The sequence below is a fragment of the Massilibacteroides sp. genome (assembly GCF_028705895.1).
GTDB lineage: Bacteria > Bacteroidota > Bacteroidia > Bacteroidales > Tannerellaceae > Massilibacteroides.
Genome location: NZ_JAQWCQ010000015.1, coordinates 1 through 23,187, shown reverse-complemented (window position 1 = coordinate 23,187; position 23,187 = coordinate 1). Strand labels below are relative to the sequence as shown.

General features: G+C 39.9%; 15 protein-coding genes. 7 read left to right on the top strand and 8 right to left on the bottom strand.

Annotation, left to right across the window (positions count from 1 at the left end):
* Positions 1–119 precede the first annotated feature (119 nt).
* Complete coding sequence (locus tag PHT93_RS05680; RefSeq protein WP_300240546.1) at positions 120–1,001, bottom strand: DUF3078 domain-containing protein; 882 nt, start codon at positions 999–1,001, stop codon at positions 120–122.
* 112 nt (positions 1,002–1,113) lie between these two features.
* Positions 1,114–1,674 carry an RNA polymerase sigma-70 factor gene (locus PHT93_RS05675; RefSeq protein WP_300240544.1) on the bottom strand — a complete coding sequence of 187 codons (561 nt, stop codon included), beginning with the start codon at positions 1,672–1,674 and terminating at the stop codon, positions 1,114–1,116.
* Between the two features lie 123 nt (positions 1,675–1,797).
* Here PHT93_RS05675 and PHT93_RS05670 point away from each other — a divergent pair, with 123 nt between their 5' ends.
* From PHT93_RS05670 to PHT93_RS05645, 6 genes are all read left to right on the top strand, one after another.
* Positions 1,798–2,805 carry a FecR family protein gene (locus PHT93_RS05670; protein ID WP_300240542.1) on the top strand — a complete coding sequence of 336 codons (1,008 nt, stop codon included), beginning with the start codon at positions 1,798–1,800 and terminating at the stop codon, positions 2,803–2,805.
* Between the two features lie 199 nt (positions 2,806–3,004).
* Positions 3,005–6,301, top strand: coding sequence for a TonB-dependent receptor (locus PHT93_RS05665; protein WP_300240541.1), 3,297 nt, complete (start codon positions 3,005–3,007; stop codon positions 6,299–6,301).
* Between the two features lie 12 nt (positions 6,302–6,313).
* On the top strand, positions 6,314–8,107 hold the full coding sequence (locus PHT93_RS05660; RefSeq protein WP_300240540.1) for a RagB/SusD family nutrient uptake outer membrane protein: 1,794 nt from the start codon (positions 6,314–6,316) through the stop codon (positions 8,105–8,107).
* 296 nt (positions 8,108–8,403) lie between these two features.
* A complete protein-coding gene (locus tag PHT93_RS05655; RefSeq protein WP_300240538.1) occupies positions 8,404–10,872 on the top strand; it encodes a hypothetical protein in 2,469 nt (822 codons plus the stop codon).
* A gap of 11 nt (positions 10,873–10,883) precedes the next feature.
* Positions 10,884–12,806: an FAD-dependent oxidoreductase gene (locus PHT93_RS05650; protein ID WP_300240536.1), complete on the top strand. Its 1,923-nt coding sequence runs from the start codon at positions 10,884–10,886 to the stop codon at positions 12,804–12,806.
* A 46-nt stretch (positions 12,807–12,852) separates the two neighbouring features.
* Positions 12,853–14,718 carry an FAD-dependent oxidoreductase gene (locus PHT93_RS05645; protein ID WP_300240534.1) on the top strand — a complete coding sequence of 622 codons (1,866 nt, stop codon included), beginning with the start codon at positions 12,853–12,855 and terminating at the stop codon, positions 14,716–14,718.
* 60 nt (positions 14,719–14,778) lie between these two features.
* Here the strand turns inward: PHT93_RS05645 and rho are convergent, their stop codons facing one another.
* The 5 genes from rho to aspS all read right to left on the bottom strand — a co-directional run bounded on the left by rho (position 14,779) and on the right by aspS (position 22,020).
* On the bottom strand, positions 14,779–16,779 hold the full coding sequence (gene rho, locus PHT93_RS05640) for a transcription termination factor Rho (RefSeq protein ID WP_300240532.1): 2,001 nt from the start codon (positions 16,777–16,779) through the stop codon (positions 14,779–14,781).
* A 206-nt stretch (positions 16,780–16,985) separates the two neighbouring features.
* The gene (gene tilS, locus PHT93_RS05635; protein ID WP_300240530.1) at positions 16,986–18,308 is read right to left on the bottom strand and encodes a tRNA lysidine(34) synthetase TilS; all 1,323 of its coding nucleotides are present in this window, start codon (positions 18,306–18,308) and stop codon (positions 16,986–16,988) included.
* A 55-nt stretch (positions 18,309–18,363) separates the two neighbouring features.
* Positions 18,364–19,131 (bottom strand): C4-type zinc ribbon domain-containing protein, encoded by a 768-nt coding sequence (locus PHT93_RS05630; RefSeq protein ID WP_300240528.1) that lies wholly within the window; start codon positions 19,129–19,131, stop codon positions 18,364–18,366.
* Between the two features lies 1 nt (position 19,132).
* Positions 19,133–20,230 carry a Nif3-like dinuclear metal center hexameric protein gene (locus tag PHT93_RS05625; RefSeq protein WP_300240526.1) on the bottom strand — a complete coding sequence of 366 codons (1,098 nt, stop codon included), beginning with the start codon at positions 20,228–20,230 and terminating at the stop codon, positions 19,133–19,135.
* A 32-nt stretch (positions 20,231–20,262) separates the two neighbouring features.
* On the bottom strand, positions 20,263–22,020 hold the full coding sequence (gene aspS, locus PHT93_RS05620; protein ID WP_300240523.1) for an aspartate--tRNA ligase: 1,758 nt from the start codon (positions 22,018–22,020) through the stop codon (positions 20,263–20,265).
* 434 nt (positions 22,021–22,454) lie between these two features.
* On the opposite strand from aspS, the gene PHT93_RS15150 reads away from it, so the two are divergent.
* On the top strand, positions 22,455–22,730 hold the full coding sequence (locus PHT93_RS15150) for an HU family DNA-binding protein (protein WP_363318625.1): 276 nt from the start codon (positions 22,455–22,457) through the stop codon (positions 22,728–22,730).
* Here PHT93_RS15150 and PHT93_RS05615 read toward each other — a convergent pair.
* Positions 22,702–23,187 (bottom strand): transposase (locus tag PHT93_RS05615; RefSeq protein WP_300240519.1); only part of this gene is annotated, 486 nt, incomplete at its 5' end. The two genes, PHT93_RS15150 and PHT93_RS05615, sit on opposite strands and share 29 nt — an antisense overlap.

Genomic DNA, 23,187 nt, shown 5'->3' with positions numbered 1-23,187 from the left:
AGTAAAAATACTTTCACTTTGCATTCAATTTATCCTATTATGTGATAGAATTAATCTATATCTAACCACAAAATAGCTAAATAAAAGCAGAGAAAAATCAAGGGAGTTTACAAGGACGATTAAAAATTGTACGCTATTCCAACACCTAAGATTTCTTTAAACTGAATTTTGGGACCTATCTGCTGTCCCTGATCATTTGTTGCTTTCACATCATCATCATACTTCAGGGTTGCATTCAGGGTTGCAGAAAGATATTTATTAATCTTCATGCTGATAAGAACATCCCAGTTTACATCAATATTCCCAAACGATTTATCATATGCCGTAAACAAGTCTAACGTTGAGATAAGATTCACATTTTCCATAAGTCCCTGTTCAAGGCGTGCCTTCAGGTAAGTACCGATTTCCGCTTTAAACTTATCACCCGGATCCACACCGAAAGCTCCGATACTTGACAAATAATCATCCTCTACAAACGTCAGTTTCGCAGAAGCAGGAGAAAAGAAAATCGAATAATTAGATTTCGGTCTGTACTCCAAACCTAAAGAGAGGTTAGAATAAGCCGGCGCCATGAAATCAGAGATTATCTTTGATTTATCCGGATAATTATATCCTTTGTAAAACTGCGTTTTAAAGCTTCCCATAGCTGTATAAAACAGTTTATTATTCGTAGAATACCCTAATTGAGTAGAGAAATCAATATTATCATTTGTTTTTTTAGTTCCATCAGACTCTATCTTAGACAAACCATACTCCAGAACAAGCGTATTAACCCAAAGCCAATTACCGCTTTTTCTTTTCAACCCTCCATTTAAATAGATATTACCGGCCATAGAATTCTCACCACCGGCAGACCAATTACTCAACGAAGTCTGAGACAGGTTAATCCCCGTAACGCCTTTCAAGTCCCAAGCCCCATCAACATACCCCTGTTCATCCTCTTGCGCAAATGCAAACACACTGGTCAAAGCCCAAAAGGCAATAAATAAAGTTCGTTTCATATAATCTTCATTATTTTATGTTTATAACTATTTATATAAACATGTTTATAGATATTTTGTTTATAAGAATCAGATAAAATAGTGAAGATTATCAGTTGGTATTCTTCAACGATCAATTAAAAAAAGACAAAAACAGCACAAGAAGACGAATATTTTCCTTTAAGTATTTTAGAGCTTTGGATATCTGGTTTTCCACCGTTTTTTCAGATATAGAAAGCAAAGTCGCAATTTCTTTGTAAGATTTATTGTCACGTCTGCTAAGAAGAAAAATCTCACGACAACGCAACGGTAATTCATCAACGAGTAAATCAATGTAGTTTTTCAAATCATTAGCTTCTATCTCCTCTTCTATGCTATAAGATTGCTCCACTGCATTCAAAACTGATAATTTATAAAATGTTTCGTTTACATCTTTTCTGAACTTTCCAAAAATAAGATTACGGGTAATAATAAACAGAAGTCCTTTTAAATTTTCATTGTCAGAGATCATCGCTCTTTTTTCCCAGATTTTAATAAAAACGTCCTGTACGACCTCTTCTATCACATGTTCATTTCTAAGATATAAACGACTAAAATTGTAAACTTGCTTCCAATAATAATTGTACAGAGCCGTAAACTCGTCTCTGTCACCATTATTAAGCGCCTTTATATTTACTGAAAATCTTAATAGCATTATCTTTAAAGTCAATTATGAACAATATTAGGATATAAACTTCAAAGGAATCAGAAAAAAACGTTCTCCTCAATAGGGGATATACGCAACTTGCGCATATTTATAATATAACAGGACAAATATATGCTGACAAGAGATAAAAAACAATTAATTAAGAAGTTACTTCACGAAGATTTTTCCACAAAAGAGGAAAAACAACTATTAGAAGCTGATTTCGTAAATAATTCAATGAATAAGCAATGGGTTGATGCTATGAATACGCCCTCTCCTCACCTGTCAATAAAGCAGAAAATATGGGGGAATATTATTAAAAACATCTGGAATGAGCATGCATACAAACAGCTCCGTTTTTATAAGGCGTATAGTATTGCGGCATCTATTCTTTTAGTTGTTGGAACAATCTATTTCCTACATAAGACAACGGATCAGACGAACAATTTATTTACTTATGTAGTTGGGGCAGGGATCCAACGCATTGAATCGGTAACGTTACCCGATGGCACCTCTGTATTACTGGGACCGGGAAGTCGTTTGGAATATCCTTCCTCATTTCTGGGTAAAACGAGGACAGTGACCTTAGACGGACAAGCTTTTTTTGACGTTAAACAAGATAAACGAAAGCCATTCATTGTAGAAACCCCAAAGATGAAAGTGCAGGCCTTGGGTACAGCATTCGAACTATTCTGTCATCAGGATGAAAAAGAGTCTGAAGCAATTTTACTTAATGGGAAACTCAAAATCAACATCCCGGGTACCTGTACTGATAGAACAAAGGAATATTATCTGTTACCAAATGATAAATTTACAGTCAACAACGAAAATGAGACAACAAAATGCATTGTAGATGCAGATAAATATACCTCATGGAGAAAGAACAAAATCATTTCATTCGAAAACGAACAACTCACCATGATTATCCCACGTTTGGAACAATGGTACGGAAGAAAAATATTCTGTACAAAGGAAATAGCTCAGAAATACAGATTTACGTTTAAGGTAAGAGACGAATCACTTGAAAAGATCCTTTTTATACTACAACAATCGTCCCCTATTCTTTTTGAAAAAACAGAAAGTGAAGATTATATACTTAGTCTCAAAGCATCAAATAAAAACAGATTGCCTATGAAGTAAAAAAGAAAGTTAACCTTATTCAAAGAAGTTGGAAGACGCCTGCCAGCATCTCCCAACCCATGAGTTTCCGAAAATGCATACAACACGAATCGTTAACCGCTGTATTGCATATTAATTTATCAAAAACATATTCAAAGTTATGAAAAAAAACAAGCTCAGGAACAATTATGTCCTGCTATTATGTAAGACAAATCGAATTATGAAGATTATAGCCATTCTTATTCTTTGCTGTACCTTTTCTCTGGCTGCAACAACTTATGCGCAAGAGTTCAGGGTCTCAATTCACAAACAAAACAGCAGTATCCGTGATATCTTACGTGAGATAGAAGAAAATAGTGAGTTTACTTTCTTCTATAATGACAACCAGGTAAATGTTGATAGAAAAACAAATATCAACGCAAACAACAGTTCTTTAGAAGATGTACTGGCGCAAGTATTGTCTAATACCGGATACGTATATCAAATAATTGACCGACAGGTATTAATAAAAACAGCAACAGTCAATAACCCAAGAGTTCTGCAAGCAGGAAGAAGACTAACCGGTTCGGTTGTTGATTTAAAGAATGAGCCCATTATCGGAGCAAATGTTGTTATTAAAGGAACCACCACAGGTACAATCACAGACTTTAACGGTAATTTCACTCTTAATGTTCCTGAAAATGCCATACTAATTATTTCTTACATAGGATATACAACAACAGAAATAACCGTAGGAAATCAGTCGAACATTACAGTTGTCATCGAAGAAGACACAGAGAAATTAGACGAAGTTATTGTTGTCGGATACGGAACAGCTCGTAAGGGTGATCTAACCGGCGCAATTTCAAGCATCAAGGGAGAAACATTAACCAATCGTTCCACACAACAGCTTTCGACAAGTATGCAAGGTCAGATTTCAGGAGTTCAGGTAACCCGTTCATCCGGAGAACCGGGTTCTTCTGCCACAATACGCGTTCGTGGGGTTACTACACTTTCTAACAACGATCCATTAGTTATCGTCGATGGTGTTCCATCATCACTCAACGATGTTATTTCATCAGATGTAGAGACTATGACTGTTTTGAAAGATGCAGCCTCTGCCTCTATCTATGGTTCGCGCGCCGCGGCAGGTGTAATTCTCATCACCACTAAACGGGCCAAAGAACAACAATTCTCCTTCGACTACAACTATGAGTATGCAATTGACAAGCCAACAGCGCGTCCGACTAACGGTAACGTTATTGACTGGATGAACATACAAAACGAAGTGAAGTGGAATGACGGAGCTTCCGATCCATATTCTCAATATTCTCAGGAAACGATCGGGTCATGGCTCAGTAATAATGCAATTGATCCTTATCATTATCCGAATACCGACTGGGTTGATTTATTACTAAAAAACAGTACATCGCATGAACAACATGTCTTGAGTGTTTCGGGTGGTACGGAAAAACTAAGGACTAAATCAACGCTCAATTATCAGAAAGGGGATGGGTATTACGAGAACAAGTCTTACGAACGAATTGCCGGTCGTGTGAATAATGACTATAAAATAACAGACTGGTTCCGAGCCAATATTGATCTTGATTTCTCTAAATCAAACGCGATAAGTCCGTCTCAGATCAATGCTATATATTGGGCTTATTTGGTTTCGCCTTATTATACTCCTTATTGGGAAGATGGACGTTACGCCGATGTAAAAGATGGCGCAAATCCAATTGCCGGTTTGCAGCAAGGTGGTCGGAATAAAACAAACTATTATAAGTTCGGAGGTAAAGCGCAAATAGATATAACACCGCTTAAAGGGCTCACTTTGTCAGCTATCATTGCACCTCGTTTTGCATTCACCAAAGGAAAAAAATTCACACGTGCAGTCCCTGTTTATTATGAGAATGGTTCTACCACCTTTATGCAATCTCATAAAACTACAAATCTTTTAGAAACACGTAATGATAATAATAGTTTGACATATCAATTCTACGGCAACTATCAGAAGACTTTAGGTGATCATTCGTTCAGCGCCATGGCGGGTTACGAAGGTTATTCTTATCGTTGGGAAAATCAAGATGCTTCCCGTACAAACTATCTACTTGATACATATCCTTATCTAAATATTGGTCCGGAAGATTATCAGTACAACTCAGGTAGCGCAGGACATAACGCTTATGAATCCGGATTTGGCCGTTTAATGTACTCCTATAAAAACAAATACATGATTCAAGGTAATGTACGTACTGATGGTTCATCGCGTTTTGCAAAAGACAATCGTTGGGGAACATTTTACTCAATGTCGGCAGGTTGGGTCATGTCTGAAGAATCATGGTTCAAAAATGATTTAGTAGATTATCTAAAAATACGTGGTTCTATCGGTCAACTCGGTAATGAACGTATCGGTTCAGAATTTCCTTATCAGGCAGCCATTAATTTTGGGAATAGTTACATGTATGACAAATCGTCGCAGTCTGTTATTGCTTTACAGAATGCTGCTCAGGTTTACTACGCATTCAACAATATCACATGGGAAACAACAGAGACTTATGGTGCCGGTCTTGATTTTTCAATGTTCAATAATCGTTTACGTTTTACGGGTGATTACTATTATAAGAAAACGTCCGACATGCTACTTACGCTCGGTTTCCCTTCTTATGCCGGTTTCTCTGCACCAACGCAGAATGCAGGTGACATGTACACCAAAGGGTACGATCTGGAGTTAAGTTGGTCTGATCAAATAGGAGATTTCTCTTATAGTGTATCTGCAAATCTGTCTGATTATCGTTCAAAAATGGGTTACTTAGGCGACAAGCGCACCATCAATGGTAATTACATCTATGAAGAAGGATCATATTATAATGAATGGTATATGTATAAAACAGATGGTTTATTTCAGACGGATGCAGATCTCTATGATGCAGACGGCAATAAATACCCAACACTTACGGCAAACGATAAAGCCGGTAATATTAAATATGTAGATGTGGATGAAAACGGTGTTATCAATTCAGATGACAAAGTCCGCATGGGCAATTCACAACCGGAATATCTTTATGGAGGTAATATTTCTGTCGGTTGGAAGAGCTTTGACCTCAATCTGTCATTTCAAGGAATAGGCCACCAACGTGTTTTATTTAACTCTGCCTGGATTCAGCCTTTAAAAGAACAATGGGGTGCTGTTCCGTCACTTGTATTGGGTGACTATTGGAGCCAGCACAATACGGAAGAACAAAATCTTAAAGCTAAGTATCCCCGTCTGACCTATACAAATACAACAAATACTTATACCGGATCTGATTACTGGTTATTCAACGGGGCTTATTTCCGTATGAAAAATATAACACTTGGATATTCATTACCAAAGGAAATACTAAACAAAATCAGCATGAAGAATATACGCTTATATTTTAGTGTAAACGATCTTCCGGCTATCAGTAACTACCCCAAAGGATGGGATCCTGAAATAGGCTCATCTTCAGACTTTATATCAACGTCTTTCCTTTTTGGAGTTAATGTCAAATTTTAAATACGTATTCTTATGAAAAAGATATTGTTAACGACTATAATAACATCAATGTTCATGCTCCCGGCTTGCGTTGATCTCGATCTTAATCCTTTATCTGAAGGTTCAAGTGAAAATTGGTATTCATCACAGCAAGAGATTGAAATGTCTTTAAATGACTTCTATCGCACTGAGTTCTTCCCGATAGACCCAATGGATTGGAGCGATGACGTAACAGCACGTAATACCACTTCTGCTGTACAGAATGGCACTTTGACTGCAGAAAACGGTACAATTGCCACTCGTTGGCAAAACCTGTATAAAGGTATTGCACGCGCCTTACGTTTGCTGAACAATATGGATAATGCACGCTCTATGGGAGTTGCAGAAGCAAGTGTCACACAATACGAAGGAGAGGCCTATTTTTATATGGGATATGCCTATGGGATGTTAGCTTTTCATTGGGGAGATGCGATTCTTGACAAAGTAGGAATGGGACTTGATGAAGCTTATAGTATATCACGATCTCCAAAAGCGGATGTATTAGCCTATAGCTACGAGTGCTTAGACGAAGCAACGAAACGGTTACCCAACAGTTATTCCGGCACACAAAGAGCAACAAAAGGGGCAGCTCTTGCTTTTAAAGCACGTATTGCGCTTAGAAACGGCGATTACGAAACAGCAGCTACAGCGGCAAAAGCATGTATGGATCTGAATGTTTATAAACTACACAGTAATTACAGAAGTTTGTTTACGGCTTCCTGGTCGGATGAGTGGATCTTTTTCTTCCGTGGTGATGTAACACTGAAAAAATATTATTGGGCTGGAGCCGATGTGCTGAACTGTATAACCCGTCTTTCAGGAGGATGGGGTGCACAAAAAGCTCCTTCTTACGAGCTTATATGTGCCTATCCTTGTATAGATGGTAAACCTATTGACGAATCGCCACTTTACAATCCGAAAGATATCTTTGAGAATCGGGATCCTCGTCTGGCAATGACGGTCGTTCCTTTTGCTACGGCATATAACAAGAAAGTTCTGGATGGAACTTATGATCCGAAAGATTATTTATGGCTCGGTTATGAACATAATCCTGCACCAAACAAAACTACTGTTTATCGAGGATCAGATGGTGCACAGGTTAGCAATACAGATTCCAAAGCCCGTGCAGAACATGCTGCTTACAATGGTTTTTGCTTCAAAAAGTATATTGATGATTCGTTCCTTGACAATGGGCGCAATGGCGCACCGACAACATATCCTTATCTACGGTATGGCGATGTGCTTTTAATGTATGCTGAAGCAATGATTGAACTCGACAGATGTTCTCAGGATGTTTTAGATGCTACGATTAACAAATTACGTGAAAGAGCTTATGCCGGGACAGATATTACCTATCCGCGCGTTATGCTTGACACACAGAGCGCTATGCGCACTGTTCTTCGTACTGAACGTTTCATTGAACTGGCTTGGGAAGGTCATCGCTATGCTGATTTGATTCGTTGGAAATTAGCAGAGAAGGTTTACAATCGCCCCAGTTATTTCTTACGTAGAGCATGGTCGGGATCTACATCCTGGGATGGAGATGAAAATTCTGTTTCTGCTGAATATCGTCAATTGATCCAAAACTGGAAAGACGGAAACTATCCAATAGGAGGTGTGCCTCAAATAGATGAAAATGGTCTTGCCGATCTTAGCCCTATGGCTAAAGCGGGTTATATTGTTACGGCGAGTGAACGCAAATTCGATGCGGAACGTGACTATTTGTGGCCGGTTCCTGCCGACGATCGTCTGATTAACGAGAATCTTGATCAGAATCCGAATTGGTAATTAGTAACCTTTGAGGTAGGGAGTATTGCATGCTGTTCAAGAATTATTAGACCTATGTAATATCCCTACCATCAAGTATCAAATAGCGTATTTACGTAAATACGTTTATTTTGATCACTGTAAAGTTCTTTGTTGAGGCGCTTAGAAACGAAAGTTGAGGCGCCTGGTTTTGAAAGTTGAAGCGCCTGGAAACGAAAGTTGAAGCGCCTCAAAATTTCATTTCTTACTAAAAAGGGAAAAAGAAGCTTGCTATTTACCTGAAAGTTAATATTTTCACAATCAAATCTAAAAAGACCATGTTCGCAAGATTTACACTATTGCTATTTCTTATTTTTTCTATCGGATGCTCTACATCCAATCAAAAGACTGCACCACCGAAGGAATTATCCGGAATCTATCCTCATCTGGCTTATTATAATAACGAGGGGGAATGCGGAACAGGGGCGGTTGTTCCCTGGTCAGGCAATTTATGGGTAATAACTTATGGCCCTCATCTGCCTTTCGGTTCGTCTGATAAATTATATCAGATCACACCGGAATTAAATCAGATTGTTCGTGAGGAAAGTATCGGAGGTACACCTGCCAACAGGATGATCCATAAGGAGAGTAATCAATTGTTTATCGGGCCTTATGCTATTTCTGAAGAAGGAAATGTACGTGCGATTCCTTATAAATCTATGCCCGGGAGGCATACCGGCAATGCGCGTCATCTGACAGATCCCGCGAATAAAATCTATTACGGGACTATGGAGGAAGGTTTTTATGAAGTTGATGTAAAAACACTTGAACCGAACACATTATTTGAAGACGGGAATGTGAACAGAAAACCCGGAGAGATGGCGCAGGAAGCTGCTTTATTGCCCGGTGCGCACGGGAAAGGGCTTTATTCCGGTCAGGGGGTTTTGGTTTATTCGAATAACGGTGAAACCGGTCAAGAGGCGTTGGTCAACTTTGCTATAAAGTCAGGAGCATTGGCTGAATGGGATGGAAAAGATTGGAAAATTGTTCGCCGAAATCAATTTGTGGAAGTAACCGGACCCGGAGGAATCTATGGTAATTCTAATCCGGAAACTGATCCGATATGGGCAACCGGTTGGGATTATAAATCTGTTTTACTGGGTGTTCGCGATGCGAAAAAAGGGTGGACTTTTTTCCGCCTGCCTAAAGCCAGCCATAGTTATGACGGGGCACATGGATGGAACACGGAATGGCCTCGTATTCGTGACATAGGAACGGCCGGTTCGCCCGACTATCTGATGACTATGCATGGCATGTTTTGGCATTTCCCGGGTACATTTACAGCAGACAACACCGCTGGAATCCGTCCTCGTACAGCTTATCTGAAAGTGATCGGAGATTTTACCCGCTGGAACGATGGGCTTGTGTTTGGTTGTGACGACTCCGCCCAGAAAGAATTTCTGAATAAGCGTAAAACAAAAGGCAACATTGAGGGGCCGGGACAATCCAACTCGAATCTTTGGTTTACGTCATTAACAAAACCGGACGAGTTAGGTCCGGCTACAGCTGAAGGTGCTGTTTGGGCTAAGGAAGAAGTTAAGGCAAACAGTTATTCGGAGCCTTTTTTGTTTAGTGGTTGGAATCAACGGCAGGCTTGGGTGAAAAATGAAGGTAACCAGGATATTACCTTTACATTTGAAACGGATATTAAAGGTAACAATACCTGGTCTGAACTAAAATCCATAACAGTTGCTGCAGGTAAATCCACTGGTATTCCTTTTACCTCTGCCGATAAAGGTGAATGGATACGGGTAAAAACAGATAAGAATACGACAGCAACTGTAGCCTTTGCTTATACCGCTCCGGATGAACGTTCGACTTCTCCCGCAGAACTATTCAAGGGTTTGGCAACATCTGAATCTTCTGCCTCTAAGGGAGGATTACTCTACGGATTGGGGGATAACCGCCGTGCATTAGGGGTACTTGCTTCAGAAATCAAAGACGGTCAAACGATTGAGACAGGCTATTACGAAATGGGAGATACGCTGAAACTCGTGCGTAAAGAGGACAAGGAAACGACCGATTTCATTCGCGAAAAGTTTGCTATTCCTCAGCAAGTGATTTCAATCGAGAAGGGTTCTATTCTGATCATAGATGACAACGATCGCAGATGGAGACTTCCTTTCAGCAACGCTAAATTAGCCGATGACACCAATAAGGGGCTTTTACGTATTTGCCGTGAAGTTGCGACCGAAAGAGATCTTTTTCATGCTATGGGTACATTCTTTGAACTTCCGGCAGAAAACGCCGACGGGTATGCTAAAATCAGACCTGTCAGCTCACATAATTTCAAAATTAACGACTATGCTTCGTATCGCGGTATGTTGATTTTAACAGGTGTCACCCCTGAAAAGGGAGCAGATAATCCACATATCATTGTTTCCGATGATAATAAAGCAGCAGTATGGGCAGGAGTAATCGACGACCTCTGGACTTTAGGTAAACCTGTGGGGGAAGGCGGTCCGTGGGTTGAATCGGGCGTTAAACAGGGAATACCCTCCGATCCTTATCTGATTAGTTTCTATGATAAGAAGACATTAACCCTGTCTCATAATGGAAGCAAGACTGTTAATTTCACAATCGAAGTTGATCCTACAGGCAATGGGGACTGGATGGAATACTTAGTTATACCTGTTGAAGCAGGGAAGAAACAGGTTCATCAATTCCCTGACTCTTTTCAGGCCAGATGGATCAGGTTTGTATCAGATACTGATGTAAATGCAACAACCTGGTTGGACTATAAATAATACGATAAAACATGAGAATATATTTATTTACAATCCTAATCCTTTTCTTGGATTTTGGATTTATTGAAGCAGCCCGCTTGTTGGTAGAGGCTGAAAGTTTTAAAGAGAAAGGCGGATGGGTAGTTGATCAACAGTTCATGGACATAATGGGATCACCCTATTTGATGGCGCATGGTTTGGGTGAAAAAGTTGATGACGCAAGAACAATTGTTAAATTCCCGGAAACAGGTGTCTATTATATTTATGCAAGGACATATAACTGGACTTCTCCTTGGAAACTGGGAGAAGGACCGGGTAAATTTATGTTGTCCGTAAATGGAAAAAAACTCTCGTCGGTATTAGGGACAGAAGGAAACGCCTGGTTATGGCAGCTTGTAGGAAAGGTTACTATTAAAACCTCTGAGGTAACGATTGGGCTACACGACTTGACAGGGTTTAACGGACGATGTGATGCTCTCTTTTTTACTACAGAAAAGGGAGATATTCCTCCGTCTGAAAGCGAGTCATTACATGCTTTTCGTCGGCAATTACAAGGAATAGTGAATGTACCGGAAACTAAAACCTATGATTTAGTTGTTGTAGGTGGTGGAATAGCCGGAATGAGTACGGCCATTACAGCAGCAAGGTTAGGAAGTAAGGTAGCTCTAATTCAAGACCGACCGGTTTTGGGTGGGAATAATAGTTCTGAAGTCAGGGTTGGTTTGTCTGGACTCATATTCCAAAGCCCTTACCCGCAATTAGGAAAAGTAGTAGATGAAATAGGTTCTATTGGATATTGGACTCTTTGGGAAGCAAAACAAGATCCTCAAAGTGAAAGGAGTAAGAACATCTTAAAAGTGATTGAAGAAAATCCGGAGAAGAAGATTCACAATGCCGGACCTGCAAGCAATTATGAAGATGACAAAAAGACTGAGATAATAGAGCAGGAAGATAACATAGATCTTTTTCTAAACACACATGTATTTGCTGTCAAAGTTGATGGAGCAACTATTCAATCGGTTACAGGGAAAGATATCATCACAAATCAGGAAAAGGTTTTTACCGGAAAACTATTTGTTGATTGTACTGGAGACGGTACTGTAGGTTATCTTGCAAAGGCTGATTACTTGATGGGAAGAGAAGCCAAAGATCTGTTTAATGAAGCAACAGCTCCTGAGCAAGCGGATAAATTAACAATGGGAGCTTCCGTACAATGGTATTCTTCGGAAGAAAAAAAATCTTCGGGATTTCCGTATTTTAACTATGGCGTTACTTTCTCTGACCAAAATTGCGAAAGAGTAACGATGGGTGAATGGACATGGGAAACAGGCATGAACTATGATCAGATTAATGATTTTGAACGTATCCGTGATTATGGTTTGTTAGTTGTATATTCTAACTGGAGCTATCTAAAGAATAATTTAAAAGAAAACGAAGCATACAGGAATCGGAAATTAGATTGGGTAGCCTACGTTAGCGGAAAGAGGGAGTCGCGCAGATTACTTGGCGATTATATTCTAAAAGAAAGTGATCTGACAAAGCAACTGATTCATGAAGACGGAACGGCTTCAACTACGTGGACTATCGACCTTCACTATCCTGACCCTGATAACTCAGTTAATTTTCCGAATGCAGAGTTTAAGTCCATTGCCAAACACATCAAAATAGACCCCTATCCTATTCCGTATCGATGTTTATATTCAAGGAATATTGAGAATCTGTTTATGGCCGGAAGAAATATCAGTGTAACTCATATCGCATTAGGTACGGTTCGTGTTATGCGTACAACCGGAATGATGGGTGAAGTGGTTGGTATGGCAGCCTCTTTATGTAAAAGACACAACGTATCTCCTCGCGGAGTATATCGTTATCATCTGGATGAATTAAAGTTATTAATGCAAAAGGGATGTGAGCAAAGATATAACGAATGCGGTGAGAAAGTAAGATATTTATAAATACTTAATACTTTATAGGGTTAGACTATAAATAATACGATAAAACATGAGAACAAATTTAGTTGCAGTTTTAGCTTTGCTTTTGAGTTTTAATGTGGCGAATGCTGCCCGACTTTTAGTTGAAGCGGAAAGTTTTACAGAGAAAGGAGGCTGGGTAGTGGATCAGCAATTTATGGATCTAATGGGATCGCCTTATCTGATGGCGCATGGTTTGGGAGAACCGGTTGATGATGCGGGAACAAAAGTTTCTTTTCCTGAAACGGGTACTTATTATGTTTACGTGAGGACATTCAACTGGACTTCTCCGTGGAAGAAAGGTGAAGGGCCGGGTAAGTTTAAGTTATCGGTAAACGGGAAAAAGTTATCTCCGGTTCTGGGGACTGAAGGAGAAGCCTGGATATGGCAGTCAGCCGGTAAAGTAAGCATCAAAAAAACAGAAGCTACAGTAGGGTTGCACGACTTAACGGGGTTTAACGGACGATGTGATGCGATATATTTCACAACTGAAGAAGGAGATGTTCCTCCGTCTGACCTGGCGGCATTGGGTACATTCCGTAAAAAGGAGCTTAGTCTTCCGGATACCCCGCCAACGGCGGGAACGTATGATCTGGTTGTCGTTGGGGGTGGTGTTGCGGGTATCAGTGCAGCTGTTTCTGCAGCTCGTTTAGGATGCAAGGTAGCTTTAATCAATGATCGTCCGGTTTTAGGAGGAAATAACAGTTCTGAAATCCGTGTTCATCTTGGGGGACGTATTGAATCAGGCTCCTATAAAGAGTTGGGTAACTTGCAGAAGGAGTTTGGACCTACGCGTGGTGGAAATGCTCAACCTGCAGATTATTATGAAGATGATAAGAAAGATCAGATTGTTGCAAACGAGAAAAACATCACGCTGTTTTCTAACTTCAGAGCTATCGCTGTAAATATGAATGGTTCTAAAATCGCCTCGATTATTGCAAAACATATTGAATCGGGAGAAGAAAAAACATTTGTGGCTCCTGTATTCTCGGATTGTACGGGGGATGGAACAATCGGTTATTTGGCGGGAGCGGACTTTACTATGGGTAGAGAGAGCAAAGAGGAATTCGGAGAAGAGACAGCCCCTGATGAATCCGATAAAATGACGATGGGCGCATCTGTACAGTGGTATTCTGTAGATGAAAAAAAGCCTACGGGTTTTCCCTTATTCAATTATGGAGTCAAGTTTACGGACGCAAGTTGTGAAAAGGTAACAATGGGAGAATGGACTTGGGAAACGGGAATGAACTACGACCAGATCAAGGACTTTGAACGTATTCGTGATTATGGTCTTTTGGTGGTGTACTCTAACTGGAGCTATCTAAAAAATGAACTAAGGGAGAACGACTTATATAAAAACAGGAAATTAGGTTGGGTTGCTTATATCGCCGGTAAGAGGGAATCAAGACGTTTATTGGGTGATTATATCTTAAAGGAAGCGGATCTGACAAAGTATGTTGTTCATGAAGACGGAACGGCGGCTACCACCTGGACGATCGATCTGCATTATCCTGATCCTAAAAATACGGCTAATTTTCCCGGTGCTGAATTTAAATCAATTGCCAAACACACGCCTATTCATCCTTATCCAATCCCTTATCGCTGTTTCTATTCCAGAAACATAGACAATCTGTTTATGGCAGGACGGAATATCAGCGTCACACATGTTGCATTAGGCACAGTACGCGTAATGCGTACTACCGGAATGATGGGAGAAGTAGTTGGTATGGCAGCATCCCTTTGCAAGAAATACAACACGAACCCGCGAGGTATTTACCGCTACCACCTGAATGATTTGAAAGAACTGCTAAAAGAAGGGGTAGGCCAGAAAGGTCTTCCGAATAATCAGAAATACAATGAAGGGGGAACACTAAAGAACCCGCCGACTATCAAGTAAATAGAAAAAACGCCTGGTCAGAAATTCTGCCAGGCGTTTTCAGATATATTTTACTATTGATTAGCTGTTCATTGACGCTAAAAACTCCATATTGTCAAACGTTTGTTCCATACGTTTCTTTACAAATTCCATAGCTTCCATAGAATTCATATCAGACAAATACTTACGAAGTATCCACATACGGTTGAGTGTATTATCGTCTTGCAGGAGATCGTCACGACGTGTACTTGAAGCTGTAATATCAACCGCAGGATAAACACGTTTGTTAGACAATTTACGGTCTAACTGTAACTCCATATTACCGGTTCCCTTAAATTCCTCAAAAATAACTTCATCCATTTTAGACCCTGTTTCAGTAAGAGCAGTAGCAAGAATCGTAAGACTTCCACCATTTTCTATATTTCTGGCAGCCCCAAAGAAACGTTTTGGCTTTTGTAACGCATTCGCGTCCACACCACCCGAGAGTACTTTTCCGGATGCAGGTTGTACGGTATTATATGCACGCGCCAAACGAGTGATCGAGTCTAACAGAATAACCACATCATGACCGCATTCTACCATACGTTTTGCCTTATTCAATACAATATCTGCAATCTTCACATGTCTTTCTGCCGGCTCGTCGAATGTAGAAGCAATAACTTCAGCATCAACACTACGTGCCATATCGGTAACTTCTTCCGGACGTTCGTCAATCAACAGGATAATCATATAGACTTCCGGATGATTGGTCGCAATCGCATTAGCAATGTCTTTTAACAACATCGTCTTACCGGTCTTCGGTTGGGCAACAATCAAACCACGTTGTCCTTTACCTATCGGAGAGAAAAGATCAACCACACGAACAGCAATCTGATCATTTACTTTAGTCGATTTCTTTTCGGTAAGCATAAATTTTTCATCCGGGAAAAGCGGAGTCAGATGATCAAACGGCACACGGTCTCTTACTTCTTCCGGAGTACGGCCATTGATACGATCTACTTTCACCAATGGAAAATATTTTTCACCTTCTTTTGGAGGACGAATAGGTCCTTCAACGACATCACCCGTCTTCAAACCAAACAACTTGATCTGCGACTGTGAAACATAGATATCATCAGGCGAAGTCAGGTAATTAAAATCCGAAGAACGAAGGAATCCATACCCATCAGACATCATTTCCAACACCCCTGAACCAATCAGAATACCATCGAATTCATATGGTTTCTCCTGTTGGTTACCATTAGTATTCTTTGCGTTCGGATGGTTATTATTCTGGCGGTTATTATTCTGACGATTATTATTATTTGGCTGTTGACTCGTTTGTTGTTCAGCCTGCCGCGCAGGTTCCTGTTTTGGCGCTGGAGAAGCGAGAGGAAACATTTGGTCGAGTAGCGAATTCGTATCCGGATGTCTGAAGAATACGCGTTTTGTTTCTGCTTTTTCTTCTGTAGAAACCTCTGTTTGTTTTTCAGCAGCAGGAATCACTTTTTTTGTTTCCTTTGGCTCTGTTTTCACTTGTTTTGAAGGGATAGCCGGAGGAGTTTGCACTTCAGGTTTAGCCTCATCAACAGGCTTCTGTTCCTCTTTCGTTTGTTCTACTAAAACCGGACTCTGTTTTTTCACAACCACAGGAGAAGGCTTCTTTTCCACTACAGCTTCGTTTTTGGGAGTTTCGGAAACAGGTTCCACTTTTGTTTCTTCCTTTTTCTTCTCCACGCGAGCTCTTTTGGGCTTTTCTTTCGCTTCTTTTTTTACGGGTTGTTCTACAGCCTTTACCTCGGCTACTTTAGGCGTATCAGCTTTAGGTGCTTCCTTTTTAGTTTCTTTGGCGGCTTTTCCCTTTGGTGTTTCAGACTTAGTTGTCTTTTTTGTTTTAGACTGTTTTTCGGCTTTTTTAGCTTCTTTATTTTTCTCTTTTTCTGCTTGTAAACCAGCATAAGAGATAGCTTGTTCATCTAATATTTTATAAACAAGCTCTTCCTTTCTTAAAGAACTAATCTTTTTAATACCTAATTCTTCGGCAATCTTTTGCAATTCCGGAAGAAGTTTTTCATTTAATTCTAAGATGTTATATTTCTGCATATTGAGAAGTAATAATATAGATAGGATAAAGGGATGGATATATATTTATGAACCATACACAACTTTATCATTGCTTTTTAATGCTGACAAAAATTATAATTATATAAAAAAATAACGGATTGTTTAGCTAATCTGACCTCTATTAGTAACATATTAGCGGAGAAATCTGCGCAAATGTAAAAATTCTTTTTAATAAAACAGCTTATTTAATCGAAAAATTGAATTATAAGCATCTCTTTTGAGTTTTTATCAACACAAAAGCGATTATCTATTCGTTCGCCAACAATCCAAACGATATTTTCTCCACTACAAAGCACCCGGATTTTTTCTTTTTCAAACAAACTTAACTTACGATCAGTGAAATAGTCACTCAATTTCTTTCGTCCTTTCATCCCGAACGGAATGAACCAATCACCTTCTTTCCAACGTCTCAAACAAAGAGGAAACTGCAATTTATCACGGTCAAGAGTAGCAATATTCTTTTCCTTACTGATAGAGGGGCTTTCTATTATAACCTCATTTCGCAAAGAAAGTTTAATCGGAGACTGTATTTCTCTATCCTGTTCGTTCAGGAACAGGCATTGAGTATCCTTTTCTGGTTCTGCAAGGGGCACAATAAACAAACGATCCCGATCCTTTAATAATTGATGGGTAGATGAATAAAATCGTTTCCCCGATTCTCCCGATAAACTCAGGTAAATATCATTTACGACAGAGCGATTAAACCCATACGACTTCAGAATTTCATATAAAACAGTTTTAGGCGCTGGGGTATTTAACAAGGGTTCTATCAGGACTGAATGATCTTCTGAAAGCACTTTTTTTTGATATTCACTCAAAGAGGAGGCATAAAGCTTCTCTGCATCTGTAAGATTTTCAGCCGTCCTTATGATCGCTTCAGAAACTGAAGGATTGATTTCTTCTAATAACGGAATGATTTTAAGACGTATAAAATTGCGGGTGTATTCGTCAGAAAGGTTTGTACTGTCTGTTACGTAGCTTATATCTTTATGTTCCAGCCAGGCTAAAATATCATTTCGTTTAACGGATAAAAGTGGGCGTACCACATATTCATTTTTCGGTTGCATACCGGTGAGTCCTTTAATTCCCGTACCTCGAATCAGATTCAATAAAACAGTCTCCACATTATCTTGTTCATGATGCGCAACAGCTATTGCTTGGGCAGAAAGGCTTACGCGTAACTGTTCAAACCATTGGTAACGCAACTCACGGGCAGCCATTTCTATGGAAATATGCTTTTCTTCGGCATAAGACTCCGTATCAAAGTCTATTTTATAGTACGGAATATTTCGCGCGGATGTAAAAGTACGGACAAAAGCCTCATCATGGTCTGATTCACTCCCACGCAGATGAAAATTGCAATGCGCAGCTATACATTGATAATTTAAATCGCAAAGCACGCTTAGAAGGGCAACCGAATCAGCGCCCCCGCTCACCCCGACAATAATAGGCTTATCATCCGTCAACAAGTGGAATTCTTCTATATACGCACGTACTTTCCTTAGCATTGAAAAAAAATAGGGATACATATGCATCCCTAATCTTATACTGTGTTTTGTTTTCTTAAATCTCTTCTACACCCGCTAATTCAGGGTCAATCATAATACGTCCGCAATATTCGCAAACGATAATTTTCTTACGTAGTTTGATATCCATCTGTTTCTGAGGCGGAATCTTATTAAAACAACCACCACATGCATCACGTTGAATATAAACAACAGCCAAACCATTGCGTGCACCTTTACGAATACGTTTAAATGCAGTCAATAGGCGAGGTTCGATAATAGCTTCCAATTTCTTCGCTTTCTCTCTTAGTTTTTCTTCTTCCTGTCTGGTTTCCGAAATAATTTCTTCGAGTTCGCTTTTCTTTTGCTCCAAGTCTCCCTTACGTCCCTCTAAGGTTTCAGCAATCTTGGTGATATCGTTCTTCTTCGTTACGATTGTTTCATTGAATTCACGAATCTTTTTTTCAGAAAATTCAATCTCCAAACCTTGAAACTCTATTTCCTTAGACAAATTATCAAACTCACGGTTATTACGTACGTTATCTAATTGTCCTTTATATTTTTCAATCAATCCGGTGGATTCCGTGATTTTATTTTTTTGCTCTATAACAGCAGCTTCAAAATCTTTGATCTCCGTCTGATAGTTTTGAAGACGGGTTTCCAGCCCCGCGATCTCATCTTCAAGATCCTGAACCTCCAAAGGAAGTTCGCCACGAAGTGTCTTAATTTTATCTACCTCAGTCATCATTGTCTGAAGTTGATATAGCGTAGAAAGCCTTTCTTCAACTGTATATTCTTTTTCAGCTGATTTTTTATCTGTAGCCATTCTATAAATATTTAACCGGGTTTGAATTAACATTCGAAAAATGTAGGGCAAAGGTAGGCATTTTTTTCGAAATCAAATTATAAAAGATATCTTTTGTATGGAGTTCTGATTCGTAATGTCCTATCACAGCCAACAGAATACGGTTTTCCACATCATAAAAATCATTATATTTTGCTTCTCCGGTAATGAACACATCAGCGCCGTAGGCTATTGCATCATTAATCAGGAATGCTCCACTACCTCCACAGAGAGCAACTTCCCGTACGGCTTTATTGCGCAAAGCGGAATGTTTCACACAGCCCACATGGAAGAGTTCTTTTATACGGGCAAGGAACATAGCTTCGTCTTCCGCTTCCGGAAGTTCACCAACGATCCCGGATCCGATTTCATTCCAGGTATTTGCCAACGGATAGAAGTCAAACGCAGGTTCTTCATAGGGGTGAACGGAAAGTAACGCCCGTGTAACTGCTGTTTTTTTATACACAGGCAGAATTGTTTCAATCCTGATTTCAGGCTCTATATGTATCTCACCAATAGTACCACAGTAGGGATCACAACCTTCATTCGCTTTAAATGTCCCCTCTCCTTTCAGATTATAGCTACACGAATCATAGTTGCCAATATTCCCCGCTCCTGCATTAAATAACGCGTTTCGGACTACATCGGCATATGATTCGGGAACAAATGTCACAAATTTCAGTAAAACATTCTTTTGCGGACTTAACACGCGTACATTCCTTAGTCCCAACAGATTTGCCAAATAATAATTGACTCCATCTTTTGTGTTGTCAAGATTTGTGTGTGCTGCATAGATAACGATATCATTCCGACAAGCCTTTATTACACAACGTTCGATATAATTAGCCCCCGTCAACCTTTTAAGAGGTTTAAAGATCAAAGGATGATGAGCAATAATCAGATTGCATCCCAGCTCTATCGCCTCATCTATTACCTCTTCCGTAATATCAAGACTAAGCAAAGCACCTGTCGCCTGTTGGTTCACATCCCCCACCTGAACTCCCGAGTTGTCATAACTCTCTTGTAAAGGCAGTGGAGCAAATGCTTCTATTTCGCGTATTATGTCCTTAATTTTATACATATCACAAATATATGTATTTTAAAAGAAACCGACTACTCCTTCACTTCTACCTTAATAGATAATTCTTCTAATTGTTCGGGATCGATAGTTGATGGTGCATCAATCATCACATCGCGACCTGAATTATTTTTAGGAAAGGCGATACAGTCACGGATGGAATCTAATCCGGTAAACAGCGATACCCAACGATCCAGGCCATAAGCCAAACCTCCGTGTGGGGGCGCTCCGTATTTGAAGGCATTCATCAGGAAGCCGAACTGTGCCTGCGCGCGTTCCGGTGTGAAGCCCAATAATTCAAACATTTTATTCTGCAACGCACTGTCGTGAATACGAATAGAACCACCGCCTACTTCAACGCCATTGATAACCATATCATAAGCATTCGCACGAACGGCTCCGGGATCGGAATCAAGCAAAGGTATATCTTCGGACTTTGGTGACGTAAACGGATGGTGCATTGCATAGAAACGTTGATCTTCTTCACTCCACTCAAATAGAGGAAAATCAACCACCCATAGACAGGCAAACTTGTTTTTATCACGCAATCCCAATTGAGAAGCAATCTCAAGTCGAAGCTCGCACAATTGTTTTCTGGTTTTCATCGCATTGTCACCGGAAAGAATCAAAATCAAATCGCCCGGTTTCGCATCGAATGCCGATTTCATTTCTTGCAAAACATCCTGCGTATAAAATTTATCAACGCTCGACTTCACCGTTCCGTCTTCTTCTACGCGGGCATAAACCATACCTTTAGCCCCAATCTGCGGACGTTTTACGAAATCCGTCAATGCATCCAATTGCTTACGCGTATAACTTGCAGCACCTTCTGCACAGATACCACCAATATAAGCCGCATCGTCAAAAACAGAAAAACCATGCCCTTTGAGAACATCCATTAGTTCGACAAACTCCATACCGAAACGCAAATCCGGCTTATCACTACCATACAATTTCATCGCCTCGTGCCATGTCATTCGTTTAAACGGAGTTTCCACATCCACCCCACGAATCGTTTTAAACAAATGCTTCGTCATTCCTTCGAAAGTAGTCAACACATCCTCCTGGTCCACAAAACTCATCTCACAGTCGATCTGCGTAAATTCCGGCTGACGGTCGGCACGTAAATCTTCATCACGGAAACACTTTACGATTTGAAAATACCGGTCAAACCCTGAAACCATCAACAACTGCTTGAACGTTTGTGGTGACTGCGGTAAAGCATAAAACTGTCCCGGATTCATACGAGAAGGGACAAGGAAATCCCTCGCACCTTCCGGTGTAGAACTAATCAGTACAGGCGTTTCCACCTCAAGAAAATTCAGCGAATCCAAATAACTTCTCACTTCGAGTGTCATCTTATGGCGCAACTCCAGATTCTGACGCACCACATTCCGGCGAAGATCCAGATAACGATACTTCATACGAATATCATCCCCCCCATCCGTTTCATCCTCGATGGTAAACGGAGGCGTAGCAGCCACATTCAGCACCTTCAAATCCGATGCAATTATCTCAATATCCCCTGTCGGAATATGACTATTCTTACTTGAACGCTCCTGCACCTTACCCGTAACACGAACAACGAACTCACGTCCCAATTTATTCGCCTCCTCGCACAAAGTCACATTCACATCCTGATTAAAAACCACCTGGCTAATACCATAACGATCGCGGACATCAACAAAAGTCATTCCACCCATCTTACGAGCCTTCTGCACCCATCCGGCCAAAACAACTTCCTCGCCCACATTCAGCAAGCGAAGCTCACCGCAAGTCTTCGTTCTGTACATATAATATATAATTGATTTACGTTATTACACACAACATTAAAGATGTAAGCGCAAAGTTAAAAGAAAAGTAACGAAAAGACACAAAAAAGCCCCCTGTTTATGGACAAGGGGCAAACCAAATGTTTTCACAACGGAATAATCCTTATTGTGATTCAGAAGAAAAAAACCACAACTGTATTTTAATGAGCGAAGATACATAATTGAAAGCTTATCGTGTAGTGTGTAATGAAAATAAATTTTCTACAACTTGCTTTTATCACAACTGTCAAAAAGTTTTTCTATAACTGTGGTAAAGTTTTTCTATATTTGTGGAAAAAGAGAACCGTTGAAAATTAATTTATTAACCAAACTTACAATTGAGAAAAGATACGTATGGCTACAGTTAAGTATTCTATTCATGAGACACCTAATCCGAAAGCGGATGGTAAAATAAAATTTCATGTTCGGCCATTAGTGACAGGGCTATTAAAACGGAGCAGATTGCTGCTGAGATTGGTTCTATGTCATCATTCAGTAGTGCGGATGTTAAGGGGTTACTGGAGGCTTTTTCGACAACTTTGAAACGGCATCTTTTAACGGGGGATACGGTTGAGTTGGAAGGGATCGGCTTGTTTAGTATTTCTATTTCTTCGTTAAAAGAGGTGGAAAGGCCTTCTCAGATTAATGCAACTAAGAGCCTGTTTAAATTTTCCTCAATAATAATTTTATAGCGGCGATTTTGACCATTTCCTCAGCTGAATCGAATGTTAGCTCATAATTTCGGCAAAGCCTTCTGTCATTATCAAACCAGGAAAAAGTACTTTCTACAATCCATCTTTTGTGAATAGGTCTGAAGCCTTGCTCTTTATAAGCGCTTACCACAACCCGGATCAGATAGCCAAACTTATTCTTCACGCTTTCAATCAATTTACCTCTATATCCTCCGTCAGCGAAGAGAACTTTTACTCCCGAACAAAGCTCTTTCAATACACGCATAAGTAAATATGCCGCTTTGCTATCATGGATGTTAGCGATTGTAACCATAACAGCAATAAGAAAACCATTCTTATCAACCACCACATGACGCTTTATACCTTTGATTTTCTTATTCCCATCTATTCCATTCAAGGAATAATTATTACCCCGTTTGATACTTTGACTATCTATGATTCCAAGGCTTGGTTCCCT

Coding starts and splice junctions, on each gene's coding strand:
- PHT93_RS05680 (WP_300240546.1), bottom strand. CDS start 1,001: ATGAAACGAACTTTATTTATTGCCTTTTGGGCTTTGACCAGTGTGTTT.
- PHT93_RS05675 (WP_300240544.1), bottom strand. CDS start 1,674: ATGCTATTAAGATTTTCAGTAAATATAAAGGCGCTTAATAATGGTGAC.
- PHT93_RS05670 (WP_300240542.1), top strand. CDS start 1,798: ATGCTGACAAGAGATAAAAAACAATTAATTAAGAAGTTACTTCACGAA.
- PHT93_RS05665 (WP_300240541.1), top strand. CDS start 3,005: ATGAAGATTATAGCCATTCTTATTCTTTGCTGTACCTTTTCTCTGGCT.
- PHT93_RS05660 (WP_300240540.1), top strand. CDS start 6,314: ATGAAAAAGATATTGTTAACGACTATAATAACATCAATGTTCATGCTC.
- PHT93_RS05655 (WP_300240538.1), top strand. CDS start 8,404: ATGTTCGCAAGATTTACACTATTGCTATTTCTTATTTTTTCTATCGGA.
- PHT93_RS05650 (WP_300240536.1), top strand. CDS start 10,884: ATGAGAATATATTTATTTACAATCCTAATCCTTTTCTTGGATTTTGGA.
- PHT93_RS05645 (WP_300240534.1), top strand. CDS start 12,853: ATGAGAACAAATTTAGTTGCAGTTTTAGCTTTGCTTTTGAGTTTTAAT.
- rho (WP_300240532.1), bottom strand. CDS start 16,779: ATGCAGAAATATAACATCTTAGAATTAAATGAAAAACTTCTTCCGGAA.
- tilS (WP_300240530.1), bottom strand. CDS start 18,308: ATGCTAAGGAAAGTACGTGCGTATATAGAAGAATTCCACTTGTTGACG.
- PHT93_RS05630 (WP_300240528.1), bottom strand. CDS start 19,131: ATGGCTACAGATAAAAAATCAGCTGAAAAAGAATATACAGTTGAAGAA.
- PHT93_RS05625 (WP_300240526.1), bottom strand. CDS start 20,230: ATGTATAAAATTAAGGACATAATACGCGAAATAGAAGCATTTGCTCCA.
- aspS (WP_300240523.1), bottom strand. CDS start 22,020: ATGTACAGAACGAAGACTTGCGGTGAGCTTCGCTTGCTGAATGTGGGC.